Source organism: Pseudomonas sp. 20-5 (assembly GCF_056782835.1).
The window spans coordinates 487,872-514,027 of the sequence record NZ_CM165584.1 but is presented as its reverse complement, the minus strand read 5'-3'; the positions used below and the strand labels follow the sequence as shown (position 1 = coordinate 514,027).

The 26,156-nt window shown below is 67.7% G+C and carries 19 protein-coding genes; 10 read left to right on the top strand and 9 right to left on the bottom strand.

Annotation, left to right across the window (positions count from 1 at the left end):
• Positions 1-156: 156 nt before the first annotated feature.
• Together dbpA and yccS are read left to right on the top strand one after the other, a co-directional pair.
• Positions 157-1,533, top strand: coding sequence for an ATP-dependent RNA helicase DbpA (dbpA, locus tag AC1RB9_RS02335; protein ID WP_003118837.1), 1,377 nt, complete (start codon positions 157-159; stop codon positions 1,531-1,533).
• Between the two features lie 261 nt (positions 1,534-1,794).
• Positions 1,795-3,996, top strand: coding sequence for a YccS family putative transporter (gene yccS, locus AC1RB9_RS02330; protein ID WP_003084700.1), 2,202 nt, complete (start codon positions 1,795-1,797; stop codon positions 3,994-3,996).
• Here yccS and AC1RB9_RS02325 read toward each other — a convergent pair.
• From AC1RB9_RS02325 to AC1RB9_RS02315, 3 genes are all read right to left on the bottom strand, one after another.
• Positions 3,993-4,724 carry a substrate-binding periplasmic protein gene (locus tag AC1RB9_RS02325; RefSeq protein WP_003109736.1) on the bottom strand — a complete coding sequence of 244 codons (732 nt, stop codon included), beginning with the start codon at positions 4,722-4,724 and terminating at the stop codon, positions 3,993-3,995. The two genes, yccS and AC1RB9_RS02325, sit on opposite strands and share 4 nt — an antisense overlap.
• A gap of 107 nt (positions 4,725-4,831) precedes the next feature.
• Positions 4,832-5,626, bottom strand: a complete 795-nt coding sequence (locus AC1RB9_RS02320) for a slipin family protein (protein WP_003118835.1) — start codon at positions 5,624-5,626, stop codon at positions 4,832-4,834.
• Entirely contained in the window at positions 5,623-6,954 is a 1,332-nt protein-coding gene (locus AC1RB9_RS02315; protein WP_003459283.1) for an NfeD family protein, read from the bottom strand. The genes AC1RB9_RS02320 and AC1RB9_RS02315 overlap by 4 nt, the downstream gene beginning before the upstream one ends.
• A gap of 379 nt (positions 6,955-7,333) precedes the next feature.
• Between AC1RB9_RS02315 and AC1RB9_RS02310 the strand changes: the two genes are divergently transcribed.
• On the top strand, positions 7,334-8,956 hold the full coding sequence (locus tag AC1RB9_RS02310; RefSeq protein ID WP_003163395.1) for an inorganic phosphate transporter: 1,623 nt from the start codon (positions 7,334-7,336) through the stop codon (positions 8,954-8,956).
• A 42-nt stretch (positions 8,957-8,998) separates the two neighbouring features.
• On the opposite strand, the gene AC1RB9_RS02305 is transcribed toward AC1RB9_RS02310, so the two are convergent.
• Both AC1RB9_RS02305 and AC1RB9_RS02300 read right to left on the bottom strand, forming a co-directional pair.
• Positions 8,999-9,403: an acyl-CoA thioesterase gene (locus tag AC1RB9_RS02305; protein WP_003084686.1), complete on the bottom strand. Its 405-nt coding sequence runs from the start codon at positions 9,401-9,403 to the stop codon at positions 8,999-9,001.
• A 152-nt stretch (positions 9,404-9,555) separates the two neighbouring features.
• The gene (locus tag AC1RB9_RS02300) at positions 9,556-10,464 is read right to left on the bottom strand and encodes a LysR family transcriptional regulator (protein WP_003109731.1); all 909 of its coding nucleotides are present in this window, start codon (positions 10,462-10,464) and stop codon (positions 9,556-9,558) included.
• Between the two features lie 220 nt (positions 10,465-10,684).
• On the opposite strand from AC1RB9_RS02300, the gene AC1RB9_RS02295 reads away from it, so the two are divergent.
• Both AC1RB9_RS02295 and AC1RB9_RS02290 read left to right on the top strand, forming a co-directional pair.
• The gene (locus AC1RB9_RS02295; protein WP_003084682.1) at positions 10,685-11,866 is read left to right on the top strand and encodes an acyl-CoA dehydrogenase; all 1,182 of its coding nucleotides are present in this window, start codon (positions 10,685-10,687) and stop codon (positions 11,864-11,866) included.
• A gap of 119 nt (positions 11,867-11,985) precedes the next feature.
• Positions 11,986-13,209 (top strand): CaiB/BaiF CoA transferase family protein, encoded by a 1,224-nt coding sequence (locus tag AC1RB9_RS02290; protein WP_003099921.1) that lies wholly within the window; start codon positions 11,986-11,988, stop codon positions 13,207-13,209.
• 406 nt (positions 13,210-13,615) lie between these two features.
• Here the strand turns inward: AC1RB9_RS02290 and AC1RB9_RS02285 are convergent, their stop codons facing one another.
• Together AC1RB9_RS02285 and AC1RB9_RS02280 are read right to left on the bottom strand one after the other, a co-directional pair.
• Complete coding sequence (locus AC1RB9_RS02285; RefSeq protein WP_003084676.1) at positions 13,616-14,899, bottom strand: Zn-dependent hydrolase; 1,284 nt, start codon at positions 14,897-14,899, stop codon at positions 13,616-13,618.
• 58 nt (positions 14,900-14,957) lie between these two features.
• The gene (locus tag AC1RB9_RS02280) at positions 14,958-16,448 is read right to left on the bottom strand and encodes an NCS1 family nucleobase:cation symporter-1 (RefSeq protein WP_003084674.1); all 1,491 of its coding nucleotides are present in this window, start codon (positions 16,446-16,448) and stop codon (positions 14,958-14,960) included.
• A 615-nt stretch (positions 16,449-17,063) separates the two neighbouring features.
• Here AC1RB9_RS02280 and hydA point away from each other — a divergent pair.
• The 5 genes from hydA to AC1RB9_RS02255 all read left to right on the top strand — a co-directional run bounded on the left by hydA (position 17,064) and on the right by AC1RB9_RS02255 (position 23,932).
• Positions 17,064-18,503, top strand: a complete 1,440-nt coding sequence (gene hydA, locus AC1RB9_RS02275) for a dihydropyrimidinase (RefSeq protein WP_003099919.1) — start codon at positions 17,064-17,066, stop codon at positions 18,501-18,503.
• 94 nt (positions 18,504-18,597) lie between these two features.
• A complete protein-coding gene (locus AC1RB9_RS02270) occupies positions 18,598-19,965 on the top strand; it encodes an NAD(P)-dependent oxidoreductase (RefSeq protein ID WP_481864881.1) in 1,368 nt (455 codons plus the stop codon).
• The gene (gene preA / locus AC1RB9_RS02265; protein WP_019484388.1) at positions 19,962-21,239 is read left to right on the top strand and encodes an NAD-dependent dihydropyrimidine dehydrogenase subunit PreA; all 1,278 of its coding nucleotides are present in this window, start codon (positions 19,962-19,964) and stop codon (positions 21,237-21,239) included. Before AC1RB9_RS02270 ends, preA begins: the two co-directional genes overlap by 4 nt.
• Positions 21,240-21,420: 181 nt before the next feature.
• Positions 21,421-22,671 carry a cytosine permease gene (gene codB / locus AC1RB9_RS02260; RefSeq protein WP_003084659.1) on the top strand — a complete coding sequence of 417 codons (1,251 nt, stop codon included), beginning with the start codon at positions 21,421-21,423 and terminating at the stop codon, positions 22,669-22,671.
• Positions 22,661-23,932, top strand: coding sequence for a cytosine deaminase (locus AC1RB9_RS02255; RefSeq protein WP_003163399.1), 1,272 nt, complete (start codon positions 22,661-22,663; stop codon positions 23,930-23,932). The genes codB and AC1RB9_RS02255 overlap by 11 nt, the downstream gene beginning before the upstream one ends.
• 36 nt (positions 23,933-23,968) lie before the next feature.
• Here AC1RB9_RS02255 and AC1RB9_RS02250 read toward each other — a convergent pair whose 3' ends face one another.
• The gene (locus AC1RB9_RS02250; protein WP_003084655.1) at positions 23,969-24,589 is read right to left on the bottom strand and encodes a TetR/AcrR family transcriptional regulator; all 621 of its coding nucleotides are present in this window, start codon (positions 24,587-24,589) and stop codon (positions 23,969-23,971) included.
• An 84-nt stretch (positions 24,590-24,673) separates the two neighbouring features.
• Positions 24,674-26,152, bottom strand: a complete 1,479-nt coding sequence (locus AC1RB9_RS02245; protein WP_003163400.1) for a PepSY domain-containing protein — start codon at positions 26,150-26,152, stop codon at positions 24,674-24,676.
• Between the last annotated feature and the right edge of the window lie 4 nt (positions 26,153-26,156).

Sequence of the window (26,156 nt, the reverse complement as noted above, 5' to 3'; positions counted from 1 at the left end):
TATAAAAATACAGAAACGCGCTTTTTTCGTTTTTCGGACGAACGGTACTGGCCAAAGATACATTGCCTGTCGCTGCTGCTCCGGCGGCGATCGCACGCGGCAAGCCGCCGCAGGCTGCTAGACTAGCCGCTCGTATCGCCTGCCGAGCCCTGCCCCGTGACCTCCACCGCTTTCTCCTCGCTGCCGCTTTCCGCGGACCTCCTGGCCAATCTCGACTCCCTCGGTTACCGGGAGATGACGCCGATCCAGGCGCAGAGCCTGCCGCTGATCCTCCAGGGCCACGACCTGATCGCCCAGGCCAAGACCGGCAGCGGCAAGACCGCGGCCTTCGGCCTCGCCCTGCTCAGCCCGCTGAACCCGCGCTACTTCGGCTGCCAGGCGCTGGTGCTGTGCCCGACCCGCGAACTGGCCGACCAGGTCGCCAAGGAGATCCGCCGGCTGGCCCGCGCCGCCGACAACATCAAGGTCCTGACCCTCTGCGGCGGCGTCCCCTACGGCCCACAGGTGGCTTCGCTGGAGCACGGCGCGCACGTGGTGGTCGGCACCCCGGGGCGCATCCAGGAGCACCTGCGCAAGGGCACCCTGGTCCTCGACGGGCTCAATACCCTGGTCCTCGACGAAGCCGACCGGATGCTCGACATGGGCTTCTACGACAGCATCGCCGAGATCATCGGCCAGCTCCCCGAGCGCCGGCAGACCCTGCTGTTCTCCGCCACCTACCCGGACGGCATCGAGAAGCTGGCGAAGACCTTCATGCGCGATCCGCGACAGGTGAGGGTCGAGTCGCTGCACGCCGACAGCCAGATCGAGCAACGTTTCTTCGAGATCGATCCGAAACAGCGCATGGACGCCGTGGTACGCCTGCTCCAGCATTTCCGGCCACAGTCCAGCGTGGCCTTCTGCCAGACCCGCCAGCAGTGCCAGGAGCTGGCCGACGCACTGAAGGCGCAGCGGATTTCCGCCCTGGCCCTGCACGGCGACCTGGAGCAGCGCGAGCGCGACCAGGTCCTGACGGTGTTCGCCAACCGCAGTTGCAACGTACTGGTGGCCACCGACGTGGCCGCCCGCGGGCTGGACATCGCCGCCCTGGAAACGGTGATCAACGTCGAGCTGGCGCGTGACCCGGAGGTCCACATCCATCGCATCGGACGCAGCGGTCGCGCCGGCGAGAAAGGCCTGGCCCTGTCGCTGGTGGCGCCGGCCGAGGCCAGCCGCGCGCAGGCCATCGAGGACCTGCAGAAGCAGCCGCTGGCCTGGTACGCCCTCGGCCAGTTGAAGGCCAGCCCGGAGCCATTGCTGCCGCCGATGAGCACCCTGTGCATCGCCGGCGGACGCAAGGACAAGGTGCGCCCCGGCGACCTGCTCGGTGCCCTCACCGGCGACGCCGGGCTGCCCGGCAGCGCGGTGGGCAAGATCGCCATCTTCGACTTCCAGGCCTTCGTCGCCATCGAGCGGGGCCTCGCCCACCAGGCCCTCAAGCGCCTGAGCGAAGGCAAGATCAAGGGTCGCTCGTTCAAGGTCCGCCTGCTTTAGCGCGCCGCCGCTTCGCTCGCCGGGCCCGCTCCGGCGCGCTATATCGCCGCCGGGTAACGTTCGGCGCGGCGACGACGTCTTAGCGTTCGCAGGCACGAAGCCTGCATCCGCCAGATGCCCGGCTCGACCGAGTTGCCCACGGCAGCGCTTCCTGCGACTGCGGCGGGCAGCGGACTTCCAGTCGCGCGAAATCGGCCGATTGAATTAGCCGGACAGGCCACATAGGCTGAACCACGGACCATCGGATAGCACTCCGCCCCCATGCCGCCCTCTTCGTTGACACACACGCTCCGCCGCCTCTGGGCCCTCGACAAGTTCGCCTATAGCCTGCGGGTATTCATCGCCCTGGCCGGCGCCCTGCTGCTGTGCTGGTGGCAGGACCGCATCGAGCTGCTGATCCCGCTGTTTCTCGGGATCATCGCCAGCGCCCTGGCGGAGACCGACGACAACTGGCTAGGCCGCCTGCAAGCGCTGCTGGTGACCCTGCTGTGCTTCAGCGTCGCCGCCTTCGCCGTCGAGTTGCTGTTCCCCTATCCCTGGCTGTTCGTTTCCGGGATGGCGCTGTCGGCGTTCGGCATGATCCTCCTCGGCGCCCTCGGCGAGCGCTATGCGGCGATCGCCTCGGCGACCCTGATCCTCTCGATCTACACCATGATCGGCGTGGACCAGCGCGGCGGCGAGGTCGCCGATGTCTGGCACGAACCGCTGCTGCTGGTGGCCGGGGCGGCCTGGTACGGGCTGCTCTCGGTGCTGTGGAACGCGCTGTTCTCCAACCAGCCGGTGCAGCAGAGTCTTTCCCGCCTGTATTTCGAGCTGGGCGAATACCTGAGGATCAAGTCGAGCCTGTTCGAACCGTTGCGCCAGCTCGACGTGGAGGGCCAGCGCCTCGCCCTGGCACGGCAGAACGGCAAGGTGGTGGTGGCGCTGAACCAGGCCAAGGAGACCATTCTCAACCGCCTCGGCCATGGTCGGCCGGGCCCCAAGGTGAGCCGCTACCTGAAGCTCTATTTCATCGCCCAGGACGTCCACGAGCGCGCCAGTTCCTCGCACTACCCGTACAACCGGCTGGCCGAGGCGTTCTTCCACAGCGACGTGCTGTTCCGCTGCCAGCGCCTGCTCAACCAGCAGGGCAAGGCCTGCCAGGCCCTGGCGCGGGCTATCCGCCTGCGCCAGCCGTTCGACTACGCCGACCGCGAGCTGGCCCTGGAAGACCTCCAGGCCTCGCTCGAACACCTGCGCCAGCAGAGCAACCCGGCCTGGAAGGGCCTGCTGCGCTCGCTCGGCGCCCTGGCCGCCAACCTCACCACGCTGGACCGCAAGCTGGCCGGGGCAAGCAACCCGGACGCCATCGCCGACGAACAGGACAGCGCCCTGCTCGACCGCTCGCCGCGCAGCCTGAAGGACGCCTTCGAGCGCCTGCGCCAGCAGCTCACCCCGACCTCGCTGCTGTTCCGCCACGGCCTGCGCATGGCCCTGGCGCTGACCGCCGGCTACGGCGTGCTGCACTGGATCCATCCGACCCAGGGCTACTGGATACTGCTCACCACGGTGTTCGTCTGCCAGCCCAACTATGGCGCGACCCGCCTGCGCCTGGTGCAGCGGATCCTAGGTACGGTGGTCGGCCTGGTGGTCGGCTGGGCGCTGATCGACCTGTTCCCCAGCCCGCTGGTGCAGTCGCTGTTCGCGGTCGCCGCCGGGGTCGCCTTCTTCGCCACCCGCAGCAGTCGCTATACCCTGGCGACGGCGGCGATCACCCTGCTGGTGCTGTTCTGCTTCAACCAGGTCGGCGATGGCTACGGGCTGATCCTGCCCCGCCTGTTCGATACCTTGCTAGGCAGCCTGATCGCCGGCCTCGCGGTGTTCCTGGTGCTGCCCGACTGGCAGGGCCGCCGGCTCAACCGCATGCTCGCCAACACCCTCGCCTGCAACAGCCGCTACCTGCGGCAGATCATGCAGCAGTACGCCACCGGCAAGCGCGACGACCTCGACTACCGCACCGCCCGGCGCAACGCGCACAACGCCGACGCGGCGCTCTCGACCACCCTGTCGAACATGCTCCTGGAGCCCGGCCACTTCAGGAAGGACGCCGAGATCGGCTTCCGCTTCCTGGTCCTCTCGCACACCCTGCTCAGCTATCTATCCGGCCTCGGCGCGCACCGCGAAAGCCTGCCCGAGGACGCCAGCGACGGCCTCCTGGAGCGCGCCGCCGAGCGGCTCTCCGCCAGCCTCGAGGAAATCGCCGCGAGCCTGGAACAGAAACGCCCGGTCGCCATCTACAGCGAAGAGGAGGAAGCGCTGGCCAAGGAACTGGAGCAGATGCCCGAGGACATGGACGACAGCCATCGCCTGGTACAGACCCAACTGGCGCACATCTGTCGCCAGCTCGCCCCGCTGCGCACCCTGGCCGCGCACTTGCTGAAGAAGGAACTGGCCGGCGCGCAGCCGCTGCCAGGCCAGCCCTAGCGCGCGCCGTAGCGCTCCAGCAGGCGCTGGTAGCTGCCGTCGTCGCGCATGCCGCGGATGGCCAGGTCGAAGCCGTCGACGATCTCGTCATGCCGGGGATTCCTCAGGCTCACCAGCAGGTGCAGGCCGTTCTCGCCAAGCGGGGTGGGCAGTACCTCCAGCTTGTCGCGCAAATCGGCCAGCTCGCCCTTGAAGGCGACCCCCAGCGCCAGCTCGTCCTCCACCGCCAGGTCGACCCGCCCCGCCTCGAGCATCCGCGCGGCGTTGGCGAAGCTGGTCACGTTGACCTTCTGCAAACGGCTGTCACGGTCGAATTCGGGCGCGTAGGCATAGTCGCGCACGACCGCGATGCGGTAGGGACGCAGGTCGCTCAGGCGGGAAAACTCGATACCCCGCCCCTTGCGTTGCAGCAGGCGAATGCGGTTGCTCAGGTAGGCGCGGGAAAACTGCCCGTAGAGGCTGCGGGCGGGCTCGTACCAGGCGCTCAGGGCGATGTCGTAGTCGCCGCTGCGCACGCCGTACAGGGCACGCGACCAGGGTACCTGCTGGAAACTCGAGTCGAAGCCGGCGCGCTTGAGCGCGGTGGTCACCAGTTCCACCGCCAGGCCGTTGCCAGGCAGGCGCGAATCGACGAAAGGCGGCCAGGAGTCGCCGACCAGGCGCAGGTTGGCGGCAGGCAGCGCGCAAGGGAGGAGCAATGTCAGCAGCAGGAGTGCGCATCGCAGCATGAAGGAGCGTCCCGGGAGTGGATCGCCACAGCATAGCCATCCCGACCCCGGGCACGCATGTCCCCGTGTCGCGGCTCGATGATATTTCCATCTCAAACCGCACGCGTTCACCTCTCCTCTTCCTCTCCGGCGGCCTTTTCGTTCCGCGGCGCGGCACCTGCGTACTTGCCGCCGAAGAGTTCGATCGGCATCGGGAAGACGATGGTCGAACTCTTGTCGCCGGCGATCGCGCCGAGGGTCTGCATGTAGCGCAACTGCATGGCGCCACTCTGCCGGCCGAGCATCTGCGCCGCCTGCATGAGTTTCTCCGAGGCTTGCAGCTCGCCCTCGGCATGGATCACCTTGGCCCTGCGCTCACGCTCCGCCTCGGCCTGCCGGGCGATGGCGCGAACCATCGATTCGTTGAGATCGACGTGCTTGATTTCCACATTCGCCACCTTGATGCCCCAGGCGTCGGTCTGCGCATCGAGCACTTGCTGGATATCCAGGTTCAGGCGCTCGCGCTCGGCGAGCATCTCGTCCAGCTCGTGCTTGCCCAGCACCGCGCGCAGGGTGGTCTGGGCCAACTGGCTGGTGGCGGCCAGGTAGTTCTCCACCTGGATGATCGCCTTCTGCGGATCGAGCACGCGGAAGTACACCACCGCGTTGACCTTCACCGAAACGTTGTCGCGGGAAATCACATCCTGCGGCGGCACGTCGAGGACGATGGTGCGCAGGTCGATGCGCACCATCTGCTGGATCGCCGGGATCACCAGCACCAGCCCCGGCCCCTTGACCTTCCAGAACCGCCCGAGCTGGAACACCACGCCGCGCTCGTACTCGCGGAGGATGCGCAGCGCGCTGAACAGCAGCAGCGCGAGGAACACCAGCAACATCGCCAAACCATAGGAAATACCCATCATCCACCTCCTTCATCGGCCAGCGCGACTTCCAGGAGCAGGCCCTTGCGCGCCAGCACCCAGACCGGCTGGCCCACCGCCAGCGGCCGCGCGGCGAGCACCCGCCAGCGCTCGCCCTGGAGCTGCACCCAGCCTGCGCAGGGTTGTTCGGAATCCACCGCCGCCACCGTCGCCAGGCTGCCGACCAATCCGGCGGTGCCACTTACCACCGCTTGCCGGCGAGTACGCAGGGCCATGCCCAGCAGACCGACGATCAGCGCGGCGCTGAGCAACGCCAAGGCCACCACCAGGCCGGGCGGAATGCCGTAGCCGGGCACCTCGGTATCGATCAGGATCAGCGCGCCGACCACGAACGAGACGATTCCGCCGATGCCGAGCACGCCGAAGCTGGCGACGAACGCCTCGCCCACCATGAACGCCAGGCCCAGCGCGATCAGCGCCAGCCCGGCGTAGTTGACCGGCAGCATCTGCAGGGCGTACAGGCCAAGCAGCAGGCAGATGCCGCCGAGCACGCCGGGCAACGCCATGCCGGGATTGGCCAGTTCGAAGATCAGCCCGTAGATGCCGATCATCATCAGGATCAGCGCCACGCTGGGATCAGTGAGCACCGCCAGCAACCGCGCGCGCCAGTCCGGTGCCTGGCGCTCGACCGTGGCGCCGGCGGTAGCCAGGGTAAGCGCGCGCTCGCCGACGCGCAGGCTGCGGCCGTCGAGCTGGCGCAGCAGGTCGGGCAGGTCGCGGGCCTGCAGGTCGATCACCTTCTGCGCCGCCGCCTCGTGCGCCGCCAGGCTGACCGCCTCGCGCACCGCGCGCTCGGCCCATTCGACGTTGCGCCCGCGCAACTGCGCGAGGCCACGGATATAGGCGGCGGCGTCGTTGACCTGCTTGCGCGCCATGGGTTCGGCGTCCCGCGCCGGGGGCTTCTCTGCGGGCTTGTCCGGCGTCCCCAGGCGCACCGGGGTGGCGGCGCCGAGGTTGGTCCCCGGCGCCATCGCCGCGATATGGCAGGCATACAGGATGTAGGTGCCGGCGCTCGCCGCCCGCGCCCCGCTGGGCGCGACGAAACCGGCGACCGGCACCTGGCTGGCGAGGATCGCCTTGACGATGCGCCGCATCGATGCGTCCAGGCCGCCGGGCGTGTCCAGTTCCAGCACCACCAGTTGCGCGCCGTCCTCGGCGGCACGCTCGATGCCGCGCACCAGGTAATCGGCGCTGGCCGGGCCGATCGCACCATCCACCGAGAGCACCCGAACCGGGCCGGAGGCCGCGAGACAGGCCGGGCCGGCGAAGCACAACAACAGCGCCAGCGCGAGCCGGCACGGCATCCGCATATCGACCTCCCCGACCGCCCGGCCGGGCCACCCCGGGACGAAGGCGCTCGTCCCGCGCACCGGGCCGGCAAGCGACCGGCCCCGCCGCGCACTTCTCAGTCTAGTCCAGTGGCTCTCGCCTTCCCCGCGCGTGTCCGGATCGGCAAATCCCTCAACATGCCAACTTTTTAGCGACGAAATGATGGCACTCGCCACAGGAATTCATTAATCTTCGCGGCCGCAGCGGGCAGGCCGCCTGGCGCCCGACCCCATCCGGCTTCCGGCGGCCTCCCGCGGCCCTTGTCCTTTCTTCGCCAGACGAAGCCGGTATGCGCAAGACATAACTTGTCACAATCGCCTGCCCATCATGTGCCGGTCATCCCCAGCGCGGACCCGCACCATGACCTCCGATGTCCTTCCCGCCGACGCCGTCGCCAGTGCCGCCGGCAACGCGCACAAGCCCCATCTCGAGCAGCGTCCCGGCCGCCTCACCGCCCTCGTATTCTTCGCCGTGCTCGCCACCGGACTGCTGTTCAGCGCCTACAGCCTGATGCAGGACGTCGATGACGTCGGTTCCACGATCACCACCTGGACGCCCTTCCTGCTGCTCGGCGTGGCCCTGCTGATCGCCCTCGGCTTCGAGTTCGTCAACGGCTTCCACGACACCGCCAACGCGGTGGCCACGGTGATCTACACCCACTCGCTGCCGCCGCACTTCGCGGTGGTCTGGTCGGGTTGCTTCAACTTTCTCGGCGTATTGCTCTCCAGCGGCGCGGTGGCCTTCGGCATCATCGCCCTGCTGCCGGTGGAACTGATCCTGCAGGTCGGTTCCTCGGCCGGCTTCGCCATGGTCTTCGCCCTGCTGATCGCCGCCATCCTGTGGAACCTCGGGACCTGGTGGCTGGGCCTGCCGGCGTCGTCCTCGCACACCCTGATCGGCTCGATCATCGGCGTCGGCGTGGCCAACGCGCTGATGCATGGGCGCGATGGCACCAGCGGGGTGGACTGGGGCCAGGCGACCAAGGTCGGCTACTCCCTGCTGCTCTCGCCGCTGATCGGCTTCGCCTGCGCCGCCCTGTTGCTCCTGGCGCTGCGCCTGCTGGTGAAGAACCGCGCGCTGTACAAGGCGCCGAAGGGCAAGGCGCCGCCGCCCTGGTGGATCCGCGGCCTGCTGATCCTGACCTGTACCGGGGTGTCCTTCGCCCACGGCTCCAACGACGGACAGAAAGGCATGGGCCTGATCATGCTGATCCTGGTCGGCACCCTGCCGATGGCCTACGCCCTGAACCGCACCATGCCGGCGGACCAGGCGGTGCAGTTCGCCGCCGTCGCCGAGGTCACCCAGCAAGCGCTGGTGAAGAGTGCGCCGCAACCGGCGCCGGCCGATCCGCGCCAGGTACTCTCCGACTACGTGCGCAGCAAGCAGGCATCGCCTGAGCTGATCCCGGCGCTGGCCGCCCTGACCGGCTCGATCGGCCAGGAAGTGAAAGGCTATGGCGCGTTCTCGCGGGTACCGGCGCAAGCCATGGGCAACGTGCGCAACGACATGTACCTGACCTCCGAGGCGATCCGCCTGATGGACAAGGACGACGTCGGCCGCTTCGACGCCGACACCCGCGGCAAGTTGCAGGCGTTCAAGCGGAAGATCGACGACGCCACCAAGTTCATCCCGCTATGGGTGAAGATCGCCGTGGCCATCGCCCTCGGCCTGGGCACCATGGTCGGCTGGAAACGCATCGTGGTGACGGTCGGCGAGAAGATCGGCAAGACCCACCTGACCTACGCCCAGGGCGCCTCGGCGGAAACCGTGGCGATGCTGACCATTGGTGCGGCGGACCTGTATGGCTTGCCGGTATCCACCACCCATGTGCTGTCTTCCGGGGTGGCCGGGACCATGGCGGCGAACGGTTCGGGACTACAGTGGAAGACCATCCGCAACCTGCTGATGGCCTGGGTGCTGACGCTGCCGGCGGCGATCCTGCTCTCGGCCTCGCTCTACTGGCTGCTCACCCGGCTGTTCTGAAACACGGCGGCCGGCACGGGTGCCGGCCGCTCGTCGCGCCGATCAGGGCAGGACTTCGTCTTCCTTGAACTGGTCCTTGATGTAGGTGATCTCGGTCTTGCCGTGGGGCGCCGGCAGGCCGTCCGGGCCGAGGTTGACGAAGACCATCTTGTCGATGGTGAGGATGCTCTTGCGGGTGATCTTGTTGCGCACGTGGCAGGTCATGGTCAGCGAGGTACGACCGAAGTCGGTGGCGGTGATGCCCAGCTCGATGATGTCGCCCTGGCGCGCCGAGCTGACGAAGTTGATCTCGGAAATGTACTTGGTGACCACGCGCTGGTTGCCCAGCTGGATGATCGCGTAGATCGCCGCTTCTTCGTCGATCCAGCGCAGCAGGCTGCCGCCGAACAGGGTGCCGTTGGGGTTGAGATCTTCTGGCTTGACCCACTTGCGGGTGTGGAAATTCATGTGAACTCCTGGTGTGGTGCCCCACGGCCGCCATCCTGGCCGTCGTGGAGGATGCCCGGCGGTATCGCCGCCGCGGCTCCGCGGGACCCGGCGGATCGGCCCGGTCCCGGGGGCGGCGCGTCCTGCCTGCGCCACCCGATGTTCCTGCGCGTTCAGCCCAGCCCGTTGGCCTCGCGGTACTGCCTGGCCTCTTCCACCAGCCAGTCGCGGAAGGCATTGAGCATCGCCGATTCGACCCTGCGCTCGGGAATGATCAGGTAATACGCATTCTCGCTCAAATAGGCATGTTGCATGGGCACGATAAGCCTTCCGTCGGCCAGCTCGTCCTGGATCAGGAAGGGCGGTATGAGGGCCACGCCCATGCCGTGCATGGCCGCCTGGGCAAGCATGGAGAACAGCTCGTAGCGCGGCCCGCTCATGTCGTGGGCGACGTTCAGTCCCTGGGAGTGAAACCACTGGCGCCAAGCGTAGGGCCGGGTGCTCTGCTGCATCAGCGGCAGCCCGGCGACCTGCTCGGCGCTCAGCGTTCGACGCCCGCCCAGCAGCTCCGGGCTGCACACCGGCACCGGATTCTCGCGCATCAGGAAATGCGAGACGGTACCCGACCAGTCGGCGTCGCCGAAGTACAGCGCGGCGTCGAACTCGGTGTCGGCGAAGAGGAACGGGCGGGTGCGGTTGGTCAGGTTGACCGTGACCTCCGGGTGCAGCCGCTGGAAGCGCTTGAGCCGCGGCAACAGCCATTGGGTGCCGAAGGTCGGCACCACCGCCAGTTCGATCGCGCCGCCGCCCTGGTGCCCCATCACCGCCAGGGTGTCGCGCTCCACCGCGTCGAGGCGTACCGCCACCCGCCGGCTATAGGACAGCCCGGCCTCGGTGAGCTTGACCCCGCGCCGCGAGCGACGGAACAGCTCGACACCGAGGAACTCCTCGAGCGTGGCGATCTGCCGGCAGATCGCGCTCTGGGTCAGGGACAACTCCTCCGCCGCCTTGGTGAAGCTCTCGTGGCGCGCGGCGGATTCGAAGCTGACCAGCGCGGCGGTGGAAGGGATCTTGCGTCGCATGGAGGACTCCGGAGTGCCAGTTTCGCATCTATGACGCCCAGGTAACGACTCCTCGCGCCTCTTCAAGGGCATGAAATACGAGACTCATTTTCTCGGAGTGAGAAAATAGCACAAGTGCGTGCGAATTCCTCGTTTGCCGCCCCATTCGCTAGGCTCTTAGGATGCTTCCATTCCGGCTGGCCCACGCCAGCCTCCGCTACCGCTTGACGAGGATGTACGCATGGCCACCAAAGCTAGCTTCAACTGGGAAGATCCCCTGCTGCTGGACCAGCAGCTCACCGAAGAAGAGCGCATGGTTCGCGACAGCGCCCAGCAGTTCGCCCAGGACAAGCTGGCCCCGCGCGTGCTCGAAGCCTTCCGCCACGAACAGACCGACCCGAAGATCTTCCGCGAGATGGGCGAGACCGGCCTGCTCGGCGCGACCATTCCCGAAGCCTACGGCGGCAGCGGCCTCAACTACGTCTGCTATGGCCTGATCGCTCGCGAAGTCGAGCGCGTCGACTCCGGCTATCGCTCGATGATGAGCGTGCAGTCCTCGCTGGTGATGGTGCCGATCCATGAATTCGGCAACGAAGCCACCCGGCAGAAGTACCTGCCCAAGCTGGCCAGCGGCGAATACATCGGCTGCTTCGGCCTGACCGAGCCGAACCACGGTTCCGACCCGGGCTCGATGGTCACCCGGGCGAAGAAGGTCGACGGCGGCTATCGCCTGAGCGGCAGCAAGATGTGGATCACCAACAGCCCGATCGCCGACGTCTTCGTGGTCTGGGCCAAGGATGACGAAGGGCAGATCCGCGGCTTCGTCCTCGAGAAGGGCTGGGAAGGTCTGAGCGCCCCGGCGATCCATGGCAAGGTCGGCCTGCGTGCCTCGATCACCGGCGAGATCGTGATGGACAACGTGTTCGTTCCGGAAGAGAACGCCTTCCCCGAAGTGCGCGGCCTGCGCGGTCCGTTCACCTGCCTGAACTCGGCGCGCTACGGGATCTCCTGGGGCGCCCTGGGCGCCGCCGAATTCTGCTGGCACACCGCCCGCCAGTACGTGCTCGACCGCCAGCAGTTCGGCCGCCCGCTGGCCGCCAACCAACTGATCCAGAAGAAGCTGGCCGACATGCAGACCGAGATCACCCTGGCCCTGCAAGGCTGCCTGCGCCTGGGGCGGATGAAGGACGAAGGCACCGCGGCGGTGGAAATCACCTCGATCATGAAGCGCAACAGCTGCGGCAAGGCCCTCGACATCGCCCGCCTGGCCCGCGACATGCTGGGCGGCAACGGCATCTCCGACGAATTCGGCATCGCCCGCCACCTGGTCAACCTGGAAGTGGTGAACACCTACGAGGGCACCCACGATGTCCACGCGCTGATCCTCGGCCGCGCGCAGACCGGCATCCAGGCATTCTTCTGAGCCACCGAGCAACACCCCGGCGCGCTTTTTCACGGTAGCGCGCCGGCCGCCGGGGAGACGGGCAAGGAACCCGTCTTCCCGGCCATTTCCGTTTCCAGCCCCCAGCAGCGAGAACCGTCATGCCCGGCGCCCTTTCCCATATCCGCGTACTCGACCTGTCCCGTGTCCTGGCCGGCCCCTGGGCCGGGCAGATCCTCGCCGACCTCGGCGCCGAGGTGATCAAGATCGAGCGCCCCGGCAGCGGCGACGACACCCGCGCCTGGGGCCCGCCGTTCCTCAAGGATGCCGAAGGCAACGACACCAGCGAGGCGGCCTACTACCTGTCGGCCAACCGCAACAAGAAGTCGGTGACGGTGGACTTCACCCAGCCGGAAGGCCAGCGCATCGTTCGCGAACTGGCGGCCAAGGCCGACATCCTGCTGGAGAACTTCAAGGTCGGCGGGCTCAAGGCCTATGGCCTCGACTATGAATCGCTGAAGCAGGTCAACCCGAAGCTGATCTACTGTTCGATCACCGGCTTCGGCCAGTCCGGCCCCTATGCCAAGCGCGCCGGCTATGACTTCATGATCCAGGGCCTGGGCGGCCTGATGAGCCTCACCGGGCGCGCCGACAACGAGGAAGGCGCCGGTCCGGTGAAGGTCGGCGTGGCGCTGACCGATATCCTCACCGGGCTGTACTCCTCCACCGCGGTGCTCGCCGCCCTCGCCCACCGCGACGTCAGCGGCATCGGCCAGCACATCGACATGGCCCTGCTCGACGTGCAGGTCGCCTGCCTGGCCAACCAGACCCTCAACTACCTGACCACCGGCGTGCCGCCGCGGCGCCTGGGCAACGCACACCCGAACATCGTGCCGTACCAGGACTTCCCCACCGCCGACGGCGACATGATCCTCACGGTCGGCAACGACAGCCAGTTCCGCAAGTTCGCCGAGCTGGCAGACCACCCGGAATGGGCCGACGACCCGCGCTTTGCCACCAACAAGGCGCGGGTAGCCAACCGCGAAGTGCTGATCCCGCTGATCCGCCAGGCCACGGTACTGCACACCACCGCCGAGTGGATTCTTTCCCTGGAGCGCGCCGGCGTGCCCTGCGGGCCGATCAACGACCTGGCGCAGGTGTTCGCCGACCCGCAGGTGCAGGCCCGCGGCCTGCGCGTGGAGCTACCGCACCCGCTGGCCGGCACGGTGCCGCAGGTAGCCAGCCCGATCCGCCTGTCCGAGACGCCGGTGGAATACCGCAACCCGCCGCCCACCCTCGGCCAGCACACCGACGAGGTCCTCGAGACGCTCCTCGGCCTGGACGCGACCGCGCTGGAAAGGCTGCGCGACGGCAAGGTGATCTGAGCCCCGCGCGCCGCCCCAGCGACGCATCGGCGGACAACGCCCCACCGTACCCCGCGCAGCACCACGTAGGGCGCATAACCGCAACGCGGTTATCCGCCGCCCAGCCGCGCATCGGCGGATAACGCCCCTGGCGTTATTCGCCCTACCGTACCCTGCGCAGAACCGCCACGTAGGGCGGATAACCGCAACGCGGTTATCCGCCGGCCCAGCCGTGCATCGGCGGATAACGCCCCTGGCGTTATTCGCCCTACCGTACCCTGCGCAGAACCGCGACGTAGGGCGCATAACCGCAACGCGGTTATCCGCCGGCCCAGCCGCGCATCGGCGGATAAGGCCCCTGGCGTTATTCGCCCTACCGACCCCGTGTAGAAGGCGGTCGATGCCGGCGCCTCGATGGAAGCGCCACTCAGGCCGCCAGGCGGCCGCCGGCGATCGCCTCGGAGGCCTTGAGCATGGCCCGCAACAGCACCGCGCAGCCGGCGGCCAGGTCGTCGGGGCTGGCGTTCTCGATCTCGTTGTGGCTGATGCCGTTCTCGCAGGGCACGAAGATCATCCCCGCCGGACCGAGTTCGGCGAGGAAGATCGCGTCGTGGCCGGCGCCGCTGACGATGTCCATCTGCGGCATGCCCAGCGCCTGCGCCGCCTCGCGCACCGCGCCGACGCATCCCTGGTCGAAGTACAGCGGCGGGAAATCGGCGGTCGGCACCAGCTCGTATTGCAAGCCATGCTTCTCGCAGGTAGCGGCGATCACCTGGCGGACCTCGGCGATCATCGAGTCCAGGCGCTCCGGTTGCAGATGGCGGAAGTCCAGGGTCATCTTCACTTCGCCGGGTATCACGTTGCGCGAACCGGGATAGGCGTGCAGGCAGCCGACCGTGCCGCAAGCATGCGGCTGATGGCCGAGGGCCGCGCGATTGACCGCCTCGACCACCGCCGCGGCACCGACCAGGGCATCCTTGCGCAGGTGCATCGGCGTTGGCCCGGCGTGTGCCTCGACGCCGCGCAGGGACAGGTCGAACCATTTCTGCCCGAGCGCGCCGAGTACCACGCCGATGGTCTTCTCCTCGTCCTCGAGGATCGGCCCCTGTTCGATGTGCGCCTCGAAATAGGCGCCCACCGGATGTCCGAGACAATCGCGCGCTCCCGCGTAGCCGATGGCGTCCAGCGCCTCGCCTACGCTGACACCGTCGGCATCGCGCTTGGCCAGGGTCTCCTCCAGGGTGAACTTCCCGGCGAATACGCCCGAGCCCATCATGCAGGGCGCGAAGCGCGAGCCTTCCTCGTTGGTCCACACCACCACCTCCAGCGGCGCCTCGGTTTCCACCCCGAGGTCGTTGAGGGTGCGGATCACCTCGAGGCCGGCCATCACCCCGAAGCAGCCGTCGAACTTGCCACCGGTGGGCTGGGTGTCGATGTGGCTACCGGTCATCACCGGGGGCAAGTCCGGGTTACGCCCGGGACGACGGGCGAAGATGTTGCCGACCCGATCGACGCTGACCGTGCAGCCGGCCGCTTCGCACCATTGCACGAAGAGATCGCGGGCCTGGCGGTCGAGATCGCTCAGGGCCAGGCGGCAGACCCCACCCTTGGCGGTGGCGCCGAGGCGGGCGAGATCCATCAGCGATTGCCAGAGGCGCTGGCCATCGATGTGTCGCTGGGTGGATTGCAGGACGTTCCGGGCAGTGCTCATTGTCGTCTCCTCAGGCTTGGAGTAGGTGTCGGCGGCTCGCCGGCCGCCTGTATGCCCATCAGGGCAGCGGTTTGGCCAATGCCGCCGGGCTCCGCGCACGGCGGCCGCAGAGGCCGTAGTAGAGCGCGCCGCCGAGCAGCGAGCCGGTGAACCAGCCGTAGTCGTAGAACCAGTGGAACTGGCGGTTGCCGAGGGCCATGACGGTCAGCGCCACCGGCACCGCGAAGGCGGCGAAGCCGGGCCAGTTCCAGGCCGGGTAGACGTCGTCGCGGTAGAGTCCGGCGAGGTCGAGGCGTTGCCTGCGCACCAGGAAGTAGTCCACCACCATGATCCCCGCGATCGGCCCGAGCAGGCTGGAGTAGCCGAGCAGCCAGTTGGAGTAGACGCTTTCCAGGCTGAGGTCGGAAACGATCCAGCCGAGCTTCTTCAGCAACTCGTGGGCCATCAGCGCCAGGCCGATGAAACCGGTGAGCCAGACGGCGCGGGTGCGGCCGATGAGTTTCGGTGCGATGTTCTGGAAGTCGTTGGTCGGCGAGACGATGTTCGCCGCGGTGTTGGTCGAGAGGGTGGCGACGATGATCAACGCCATCGCCACCGCCACCCAGCCGGGGCTGGGGATGTGGCCGATCAGGCTGACCGGGTCGGAAACCGTCTCGCCCACCAGCGAAGCCGAGGCGGCGGTCATCACCACGCCGAGGGCGGCGAACAGGAACATGGTCAGCGGCAGGCCGAAGATCTGCCCGAGTATCTGGTCCTTCTGGCTACGCGCATAGCGGCTGAAGTCGGGGATGTTCAGCGACAGCGTGGCCCAGAAGCCGACCATCGCCGTCAGCCCGGCCATGAAGTAGCCGGTGACGCTGGCGCCTTCCGGGCGCTTCGGCGGCTGCGCCAGCAGTTCGCTGACCGATATGTGCGGCAGCGCCCACACCAGCAGGCCGAGGCCGACCAGCACCAGCAGCGGTGCCGAGAGTGTCTCCAGCCATTTGATCGACTCCGCGCCGCGCAGCACCACCCACAGGTTCAGCCCCCAGAACAGGAGGAAACCGATCACCTCGCCGGTACCGCCGAGGGCTTTCCAGGCGGGAAAGATCGAACCGAGGAAGAGATGGATCGCCAGCCCGCCGAACAGCGTCTGGATGCCGAACCAGCCGCACGCGACCACGGCGCGGATCAGGCATGGCACGTTGGAGCCGATGATGCCGAACGAAGCGCGCAGCAGCACCGGGAAGGGAATGCCGTAGCGGGTGCCGGCGAAGGCATTGAGGGTCAGCGGGATCAGCACCACCAGGTTGGCCAGCAGGATCGCCAGCAGCGCTTCGCCGACGCTGAGGCCGAAGTAGGCGGTGAGGACGCCGCCGAGGGTGTAGGTGGGCACGCAGATGGACATGCCGATCCACAGCGCGGTGATGTGCCACCTGTTCCAGGTACGCTGTTCCACCCGGGTCGGGGCGATGTCGTGGTTGTAGCGGGGGCTGTCGAGTACGTCGCTGCCGGCGGACAGCTCGACCAAGCCGTCGCGCTCGGTCACTTCCGATCTGCTCTGTTGCATGGGCCTCTCCAGAATTCTTTTAGCTATTCGCTCATCGGGCTAATGCGATGGCCGGAGTACCGCACCACCAGTACTGCACCTCCGGTCCGGACAATGCCGTGGCGGGCGGCACTCAATAAGCGTGCCGAAAACCCCGCGACGTCACTGGGCAGGCCGGTCTACTGGAGGTAACCGACTGATCTGAAACACTTCATCGACAACGTCGGTGACACGCCGACGGGCAGTCCGGCGTGTCACCGGGGGAAATGCGCGAGCCTGTCGCCCCGGTCAGGAACCAAAGGAGTGCAGGCGAACTTTTTTCATCTCCCCACAACCGTTCGAACACGGCTTTCAAGCGGCTGATTTTGCATGGGAAATCTCGACCTTTTTGAATTCTTGTCAAGCGCGTCAAAATGGTGAGAACCCTCACCATTTTGGTGATATTTATTTTTAATTATTTAAAATCAATAAGTTACAAACTCAAACAACCATTTGAAAATAATCTTGCTCAATCGATGATCAGCATCTAGATTCGAATCCTGTCAGCGCTGACAGGATTACAAAAGTCCTCGGCGCATGGCGAAAAAACAATTTCAAGAACCGGCAACGACCGGTCAGCCTGCGAGGAAAGACGGCATGTCCCTGTTGATCCGTGGCGCCACCGTGGTTACTCACGAAGAGAGTTATCGAGCCGACGTGCTCTGTGCCAACGGCCTCATCCAGGCCATCGGCGAGAACCTCGAAACCCCCTCCGGCTGCGACGTCCTCGACGGCGGTGGCCAGTACCTGATGCCGGGCGGCATCGACCCCCATACCCACATGCAGTTGCCCTTCATGGGCACGGTGGCCAGCGAGGACTTCTTCAGCGGCACCGCGGCCGGGCTGGCCGGAGGGACCACCTCGATCATCGACTTCGTCATCCCCAACCCGCGACAGTCGCTGCTGGAGGCCTTCCACACCTGGCGCGGCTGGGCGCAGAAATCCGCTGCGGACTACGGCTTCCACGTCGCCATCACCTGGTGGAGCGACGAGGTCGCCCGGGAAATGGGCGAGCTGGTGGCACAGCACGGGGTGAACAGCTTCAAGCACTTCATGGCCTACAAGAACGCCATCATGGCCGCCGACGATACCCTGGTGGCCAGCTTCGAGCGCTGCCTGGAGCTGGGCGCGGTGCCGACGGTGCACGCGGAGAACGGCGAACTGGTCTTCCACCTGCAGCAGAAACTCCTCGCCCAGGGCCTCACCGGCCCCGAGGCGCATCCGCTGTCGCGTCCGCCGCAAGTCGAGGGCGAGGCCGCCAGCCGCGCCATCCGCATCGCCGAGACGCTGGGTACGCCGCTGTACCTGGTGCATATTTCCAGCCGCGAGGCGCTGGACGAGATCGCCTATGCCCGCGCCAAGGGCCAGCCGGTCTACGGCGAGGTGCTGGCCGGGCACCTGCTGCTCGACGACAGCGTCTACCGCCACCCGGACTGGGCCACCGCGGCCGGCTACGTGATGAGCCCGCCGTTCCGTCCCGTCGAACACCAGGAAGCGCTGTGGCGCGGCCTGCAGTCCGGCAACCTGCATACCACCGCCACCGACCACTGCTGCTTCTGCGCCGAGCAGAAGGCCATGGGCCGCGACGACTTCAGCAAGATTCCCAATGGCACGGCCGGCATCGAGGACCGCATGGCGCTGCTGTGGGACGCCGGGGTCAACAGCGGGCGCCTGTCGATGCACGAGTTCGTCGCGCTGACCTCCACCAACACCGCGAAGATCTTCAACCTGTTCCCGCGCAAGGGCGCGATCCGCGTCGGCGCGGATGCCGACCTGGTGCTCTGGGACCCGCAGGGCAGCCGCACCCTCTCGGCCGCCACCCATCACCAGCGGGTCGATTTCAACATCTTCGAAGGTCGCACCGTGCGCGGCATTCCCAGCCACACCATCAGCCAGGGCAAGCTGCTCTGGGCCGCCGGCGACCTGCGCGCCGAACCCGGCGCCGGACGCTACGTGGAGCGCCCGGCCTACCCGTCGGTGTACGAAGTGCTCGGCCGCCGCGCCGAACGCCAGCGCCCGGTCGCCGTCGAGCGCTGATCCTTCCCGCAATACCGGACCGGCCCGTAGAGGCCGGACGGTGCCGTATTGCCGTTGACTGCCCCGAGAAGAAACCAGAAGAGAGGCTACAACCGTGATCGATTCCCTGAACCACCTCCCCCGTCCGGACGCCGGCGCGGACACGCTCGCCGAGCGCTTCGCCGACCTCGCGCCGCCGCTCAACGCCCGCCAGGCCGCCCTGGAAAGCGCCCGCTGCCTGTACTGCTACGACGCGCCCTGCGTCAACGCCTGCCCGACCGAGATCGACATCCCCGGGTTCATCCGCAGCATCGCCCAGGAGAATGTCCAGGGCGCGGCGCAGAAGATCCTCTCGGCGAACATCCTCGGCGGCAGCTGCGCCCGCGTCTGCCCCACGGAAATCCTCTGCCAGCGGGCCTGCGTACGCAACAACGCCCAGGAATGCGCACCGGTGCTGATCGGCCAGTTGCAACGCTACGCCCTCGACCACGTCGGCTTCGGCGAACATCCGTTCAAGCGCTCGCCGGCCACCGGCAAGCGCATCGCCGTGGTCGGCGCCGGGCCGGCCGGGCTGTCCTGCGCCCACCGCCTGGCCATGCACGGCCACGACGTGGTGCTCTTCGAGGCCCGCGCCAAGGCCGGCGGCCTCAACGAGTACGGCATCGCCCGCTACAAGCTGGTGGACGACTTCGCCCGGCGCGAAGTGGAATTCCTCCTGCAGATCGGCGGTATCGAACTGCGCCACGGCCAGCGTCTCGGCGACAACCTGGCGCTCGGCGCCCTGCACGACGAGTACGACGCGGTGTTCCTCGGCATCGGCCTGGCCGCCAGCAAGCGCCTCGGCCTGGAAGACGAGGACGCCCCCGGCCTGCTCGCCGCCACCGACTACATCCGCGAGCTGCGGCAGAGCGACGACCTGCTCGACCTGCCCGTCGCCGACCGTTGCATCGTCATCGGCGCCGGCAACACCGCCATCGACATGGCGGTGCAGATGAGCCGGCTCGGCGCCCGCGACGTCAACCTGGTCTACCGCCGTGGCTTCGAGGAAATGGGCGCCACCGGCCACGAGCAGGAGATCGCCAAGGCCAGCCAGGTGCGCCTGCTGACCTGGGCCCGACCGGAACGGGTACTGCTTGACGAGCACGGCCGGGTGCGCGGCATGCGCTTCGCCCGCACGCGCCTGGAGAACGGTCGCCTGGGCGACACCGGCGAGCACTTCGAACTGGCCGCCGACGCCATCTTCAAGGCTATCGGCCAGGCCTTCGAAGGCGCCAGCCTGGGCGATCCGCTGGCAGCGCAACTGCGGCGCGACGGCGAGCGCATCCAGGTCGACGGACAGATGCGCACCAGCATCCCCGGCATCTACGCCGGCGGCGACTGCGTGGCGCTCGGCGAGGACCTCACCGTGCAGGCGGTGCAGCACGGCAAACTGGCGGCGGAAGCGATCCACGCCCAACTCATGCTCAACGTGGAGGCTGCGTGATGGCCGACCTGTCTATCGAATTCGCCGGCATCAAGTCGCCCAACCCCTTCTGGCTGGCCTCCGCGCCGCCCACCGACAAGGCCTACAACGTGGTCCGCGCCTACCAGGCGGGCTGGGGCGGGGTGGTCTGGAAGACCCTCGGCGAAGACCCCGCGGCGGTCAACGTGTCGTCGCGTTATTCCGCGCACTTCGGACCGAACCGCCAGGTGCAGGGGATCAACAACATCGAGCTGATCACCGACCGCTCGCTGGAGATCAACCTGCGCGAGATCGCCCAGGTGAAGAAGGACTGGCCGGACCGCGCGCTGATCGTGTCGCTGATGGTGCCCTGCGTCGAGGAGTCGTGGAAATACATCCTGCCGCTGGTGGAAGCCACCGGCGCCGACGGTATCGAGCTGAACTTCGGTTGCCCCCACGGCATGCCCGAGCGCGGCATGGGCGCGGCGGTGGGCCAGGTACCGGAGTACGTGGAGATGGTCACCCGCTGGTGCAAGACCCACTGCTCGCTGCCGGTGATCGTCAAGCTCACCCCCAACATCACCGACATCCGCCAGTCGGCGCGCGCCGCCCATCGCGGCGGCGCCGACGCGGTGTCGCTGATCAACACCATCAACTCGATCACCAGCGTCGACCTGGAGCGCATGGTCGCCCTCCCCGTGGTCGGCACCCAGAGCACCCACGGCGGCTACTGCGGCTCGGCGGTGAAGCCGATCGCCCTGAACATGGTCGCCGAGATCGCCCGCGACCCGCAGACCCGCGGCCTGCCGATCTGCGGCATCGGCGGTATCGGCAACTGGCGCGACGCAGCGGAATTCGTCGCGCTCGGCTGCGGCGCGGTGCAGGTATGCACGGCGGCGATGCTGCACGGCTTCCGTATCGTCGAGGACATGCAGGACGGTCTCGCGCGCTGGATGGACAGCCATGGCTACCAGCGGCTGTCCGACTTCAGCGGCGGCGCGGTGGGCAATACCACCGACTGGAAGTACCTGGACATCAACTACCAGGTGATCGCCCGCATCGACCAGGACGCCTGCATCGGTTGCGGCCGCTGCCATATCGCCTGCGAGGACACCTCGCACCAGGCCATCGCCAGCCTGCCCCGGGCCGACGGTACGCACCGCTACGAAGTGATCGACGCCGAGTGCGTGGGCTGCAACCTGTGCCAGATCACCTGTCCGGTGGAGAACTGCATCGAAATGGTGCCGCAGGACACCGGCAAGCCCTATCTCAACTGGACCCAGGATCCGCGCAACCCTTACCGCGAAGCCTCCTGAACGCAGGGCGGCGCCCGCATCCCCGGCGGACGCCGCCCTGCCGCGCGCCGGCACGCTTCCTGCGTGCCGCTGCGGTCCGACGACGCGCAACGGCGTCTGTCGGATCGACCCGCCTTCGACTACCATTCGCCGCGGCCCGGCCGACGCTCCCGGACGGCCGGCGCCCCACGGAGACTCGCGCATGTCCGCAGACAGCAACTACAGCCAGCAACCGGTCCCGCTGGCGGCGCGCAAGAGCGCGCTGGCCCTGAGCGTGGTGATGCTCGGCCTGACCTTCTTTTCCGCCAGCATGTGGACCGGCGGCACCCTCGGCACCGGCCTGAGCTACGACGACTTCTTCCTCGCCGTGCTGCTGGGCAACCTGATGCTCGGCCTGTACACCGCGATCCTCGGCTTCATCGGCGCGCGCACCGGCCTTTCCACCCACCTGCTGGCGCATTACTCGTTCGGCAGCAAGGGCTCCTGGCTGCCCTCGGCGCTGCTCGGCGGCACCCAGGTCGGCTGGTTCGGCGTCGGCGTAGCGATGTTCGCCATCCCGGTGGCCAAGGCCACCGGCCTCGACGTCAACCTGCTGATCCTGGTCTCCGGGGCGCTGATGACCCTCACGGTGTTCTTCGGCATCGCCGGTCTGACCCTGCTGTCGGCCATCGCGGTCCCGGCGATCGTCGTCCTCGGCAGCTACTCGGTGTGGCTCGCGGTGCGCGACGCCGGCGGCCTGGCGGCGCTGCAGCAGGTGACGCCGAGCGCGCCGCTGAGCCTCTCGACCGCGATCGCCCTGGTGGTCGGCTCGTTCGTCAGCGCCGGCACCCTCACCGCCGACTTCGTCCGCTTCGGCCGCAGCGCGCGTACCGCCGTGGTGGTGTGCCTGGTGGCGTTCTTCCTCGGCAACTCGCTGATGTTCATCTTCGGCGCGGCCGGCGCGGCGGCGGTGGGCAAGTCGGACATCTCCGACGTGATGATCGCCCAGGGCCTGCTGATCCCGGCGATCCTGGTCCTCGGCCTGAACATCTGGACCACCAACGACAACGCGCTGTATGCCTCCGGCCTCGGCTTCGCCAACATCACCGGCCTCTCCAGCCGCTTCCTGGCGATGCTCAACGGCGCCCTCGGCACCCTCGCCGCGCTCTGGCTGTACAACCACTTCGTCGGCTGGCTGACCTTCCTCTCCGCCGCCATCCCGCCCATCGGCGGGGTGATCATCGCCGACTACCTGAGTCGCCGCCGGCGCTACCGCCAGCACCCCTGCGCGGACATCCAGGCAATCAACTGGGCGGCGATCCTCGCCGTCGCCTGCGGCACCGCCGCCGGCCACTGGCTGCCGGGGATCGTGCCGGTCAACGCGGTGCTCGGCGCCGCCATCGCCTACCTGCTGCTCAATCCCCTGCTGAGCCGCAGCCCGAACAAACCAGAAGAGGTCCTCCATGCTGATTGACAACCTGCGCCTGCGCGGCCGCGAAGGTCTCTGGCAACTGCGTGTCGCCGATGGCCGTATCGCCACCCTGGTGCCGATGGAACAGTCCGCCGACGACGCCGGCGAGCGCCTGGACGGCGCCGGCGGTCTTGCCGTGCCGCCGTTCATCGAGCCGCACATCCATCTCGACACCACCCAGACCGCCGGCCAGCCGGAGTGGAACCGCTCCGGCACGCTGTTCGAAGGCATCGAGCGCTGGGCCCAGCGCAAGGCCCTGCTCAGCCACGAGGACGTCAAGCAGCGCGCCTGGCAGACCCTGAAATGGCAGATCGCCAACGGCGTGCAGCACGTGCGCAGCCACGTCGACGTCTCCGACCCGACCCTCACCGCGCTCAAGGCCATGCTCGAGGTGCGCGGCGAAGTGGCGCCCTGGGTCGACCTGCAGATCGTCGCCTTCCCCCAGGAGGGCATTCTCTCCTACCCCAACGGCCTGGAACTGCTGGAGGAGTCGCTGCGCCTGGGCGCCGACGTGGTGGGGGCGATCCCGCATTTCGAATTCACCCGCGAGCTGGGCGTCGAGTCGCTGCACAAGGCCATCGACCTGGCCAAGCGCTACGACCTGCCAGTGGACGTGCATTGCGACGAGATCGACGACGAGCAGTCGCGCTTCCTCGAGACCCTGGCCATGCTCGCCCATCGCGACGGCCTCGGCGCACGGGTCACCGCCAGCCACACCACGGCGATGCACTCCTACAACGGCGCCTACACCTCGCGGCTGTTCCGCCTGCTGAAACTGTCGGGAATCAACTTCGTCGCCAACCCGCTGGTGAACATCCACCTGCAGGGTCGCTTCGACGACTACCCGAAGCGCCGCGGCATCACCCGGGTCAAGGAACTGCTCGGTGCCGGGATCAACACCTGCTTCGGCCACGACGACGTGTTCGACCCCTGGTACCCGCTGGGCACCGCGAACATGCTGCAGGTGCTGCACATGGGCCTGCACGTGACGCAGATGATGGGCTACGACGAGATCGACGGCGGCCTCGACCTGATCACCCGCAACAGCGCCCGCACCCTCGGCCTGCGGGAATACGGCATCGAGGTCGGCCATCCGGCCAACCTGCTGGTGCTGCCGGCCCGCGACGGCTTCGACGCGGTGCGCCGGCAGGTCCCGGTGCGCTACTCGATCCGCGGCGGACGGCTGCTCGCCGAGACGGTCCCGGCGCAGACCACGGTGTTCCTCGAACAGGCGGAAGCGGTGGACTTCACCCGCGCCAGCTGAGCCATCGCCGGAGCCTTCTAGCGAAGGCTCCGCTGCTCAGGGCTCCAATCCGATTCCGCGCAGGACCACGCTGGTCACCGTCTGTACCGCCCTTTCGAACTGCATGTCGCTGAGCGGCTGGTGGCCGTTGAGCACCTCGACCTGGTAGCCGAAGTCGGCGTAGTGCTGGGTGGAGGCCCAGATCATGTAGAGCAGGCTGCTCGGTTCGATCGACAGGATGCGCTTTTCCTCGACCCACTGGCGGATCTTCGCCTCCTTCATCTTGGCCCATTCGTAGAGGCTGTCGTCGAGGGTGGCGCCGAGCAGCGGCGCGCCATGCATGATTTCGTTGGCCCAGACCTTGGAGCCATGCGGGCGGGTGCGCGAATGGTTCATCTTCGCGCGGATATAGCTGGTCAATACCACCCTTGGGTCATCGAACATCTCGAAGCAGAGGGCGTCCTGCTTCCAGACCTCGAGCAGGCCGAGGAGGACGTCGCGGTACAGCTCGTCCTTGGTGCTGAAGTAGTAGTGCAGGTTGGAGCGCGGCAGTTCGGCTTCTTCGGCGATGTTGCCCATGGAGGTGCCGGCGTAGCCTTTTTCGGCGAAGACTTTTTCGGCGGCCAGGAGAATCTTCTCGACGTTGCGGCGGCGGATCTCGATCTTGTGTGTGCCCATGTGCGATCCATTACTGCGAATTCAACCAAGGCTACCAGCAAATCCGGGCGTGCGGCGACGCCCAGTCTTGCCAGGTAGCCCCTCTCAGCGACGCTTCGGACGGCGGCCGCGCAGGCGACGCCAGCCGATCCAGCAGCCGCTGGCGCAGACCACCAGGCCGCCGAGGCTGAAACCGAGCATCCACAGGTCCCACAGCGGACGCCGGGTCAGCAGCGGCAGCCAGTCCCAGCTATGCAACAGGGAAAACAGCCAGCGGCTGCCGCGCCGACCGTCGTCGAGCACGCCAACCACCGCGCCGCTGTAGGGATCCAGGTGCACCCAGGTATGCCGGGGATCGTCGAAACGCAGGCGCCAGACCGGCAGGCGCCGCTCCAGGTAGCCCATCATGCTGTGTTCTTCGCGCGGGTAGTAATAGAAGTCGTAGCGTTCCAACCGTTCGGCCTGCATCGGCACGCCCGGCAGCAGCGCGCGAGCCGCCGCCAGCAGGCGATCCGCGGGTAGCTCGCGGAGGATTTCGCCATCCGCCGTCAGCAGCAGGCTGTTGCCGCTGGCGCTGCGCCCGAGCGCATAGGGCTCGCCGTCGAGCGCCCGCCACTCCAGCTCGCGCACCCGCAACCCGGCGGCACGCAAGCGCCGCAGGACAGCGTCCGCCTCCAGTCCGGCGGGCAGCGCCCGCTCCCAGCTACCGCCCTGGTAGGCCGCGAGGTCGAGCGGCGTGCCGCGGCCGAACAGGTTCCACGGATTCATCGACATCAGCCCGCTGAAGATCCAGCTCAGCACCAGCGCGCCGAAGAGCAGGCCGGCGAGGTGGTGCCAGCGCTGGAAACCGCCCGCATAGGGCGAGCGCGAGCCGCTGCGGTAGGGCTTGCGGAAGCGCCAGCGGAGCAGGCCGACGAGGATGCCGAGGACGGTCGCCAGGGTCGCCAGCAGCGACAGGCCGATCACCAGGTTCGCCCACTGCCCGTCGAACCAGCCGCCGCGCAGCGGATAGAGCCAGTGCAGCCAGGCGCCGAGCCAGTTCCAGGCGCGCTCCCGGCGGCTGGCGTCGCGTACCACCTCGCCGGTCTGCGAGGACAGGTAGAGCAGCCGGCCCTGCTCGTCCGCGGTCTGCACCCGCCATAGCGGCCGGTGCGGATCGAGGTTGCGGGTATGGGTCCAGGCGTCTTCCTCGATCCGCCCTTGCAACTGCATCGGTACTTCGCCGCTGAAGGCACGGGCCGAAGCCAGCACCCTGTCCGCGTCCACCGCCAGCGGTCGGCCGTCGCGCGCCGCCAGCGCACGCGTGCGTCCGTCGGCATCGTCCAGCAGGTAGGTCGGCAGGCCTCCTACGCTGGCCAGCCGGATGCTCCGCGGGGTCTTTCCATCGCCGCCGGCGAGGGCCGTCCGCAGCGGTACGCAGGCCTCGCAGCCGTCCAGCTCGGGCAGGTGGGCCAGGCGTTCCAGCGGAGTCAGCTTGGGATAGCCGACATACAGCATGACCATGCCGGAGACGAACCAGAGCACCATCAGCAGGCAGCAGCCGATGCCCAGCCAGCGGTGCCACAGGTACAGGTAGCGTTTCATCGAC

Excerpts from the sequence above, each read along its gene's own strand:
- hydA (WP_003099919.1), top strand. The coding sequence starts at position 17,064 with ATGTCCCTGTTGATCCGTGGCGCCACCGTGGTTACTCACGAAGAGAGT.
- AC1RB9_RS02305 (WP_003084686.1), bottom strand. The coding sequence starts at position 9,403 with ATGAATTTCCACACCCGCAAGTGGGTCAAGCCAGAAGATCTCAACCCC.
- codB (WP_003084659.1), top strand. The coding sequence starts at position 21,421 with ATGTCCGCAGACAGCAACTACAGCCAGCAACCGGTCCCGCTGGCGGCG.
- AC1RB9_RS02285 (WP_003084676.1), bottom strand. The coding sequence starts at position 14,899 with ATGAGCACTGCCCGGAACGTCCTGCAATCCACCCAGCGACACATCGAT.
- AC1RB9_RS02290 (WP_003099921.1), top strand. The coding sequence starts at position 11,986 with ATGCCCGGCGCCCTTTCCCATATCCGCGTACTCGACCTGTCCCGTGTC.
- AC1RB9_RS02315 (WP_003459283.1), bottom strand. The coding sequence starts at position 6,954 with ATGCGGATGCCGTGCCGGCTCGCGCTGGCGCTGTTGTTGTGCTTCGCC.
- AC1RB9_RS02280 (WP_003084674.1), bottom strand. The coding sequence starts at position 16,448 with ATGCAACAGAGCAGATCGGAAGTGACCGAGCGCGACGGCTTGGTCGAG.
- AC1RB9_RS02295 (WP_003084682.1), top strand. The coding sequence starts at position 10,685 with ATGGCCACCAAAGCTAGCTTCAACTGGGAAGATCCCCTGCTGCTGGAC.
- AC1RB9_RS02310 (WP_003163395.1), top strand. The coding sequence starts at position 7,334 with ATGACCTCCGATGTCCTTCCCGCCGACGCCGTCGCCAGTGCCGCCGGC.
- AC1RB9_RS02250 (WP_003084655.1), bottom strand. The coding sequence starts at position 24,589 with ATGGGCACACACAAGATCGAGATCCGCCGCCGCAACGTCGAGAAGATT.
- AC1RB9_RS02300 (WP_003109731.1), bottom strand. The coding sequence starts at position 10,464 with ATGCGACGCAAGATCCCTTCCACCGCCGCGCTGGTCAGCTTCGAATCC.
- yccS (WP_003084700.1), top strand. The coding sequence starts at position 1,795 with ATGCCGCCCTCTTCGTTGACACACACGCTCCGCCGCCTCTGGGCCCTC.
- AC1RB9_RS02325 (WP_003109736.1), bottom strand. The coding sequence starts at position 4,724 with ATGCTGCGATGCGCACTCCTGCTGCTGACATTGCTCCTCCCTTGCGCG.
- AC1RB9_RS02320 (WP_003118835.1), bottom strand. The coding sequence starts at position 5,626 with ATGATGGGTATTTCCTATGGTTTGGCGATGTTGCTGGTGTTCCTCGCG.
- AC1RB9_RS02245 (WP_003163400.1), bottom strand. The coding sequence starts at position 26,152 with ATGAAACGCTACCTGTACCTGTGGCACCGCTGGCTGGGCATCGGCTGC.
- AC1RB9_RS02255 (WP_003163399.1), top strand. The coding sequence starts at position 22,661 with ATGCTGATTGACAACCTGCGCCTGCGCGGCCGCGAAGGTCTCTGGCAA.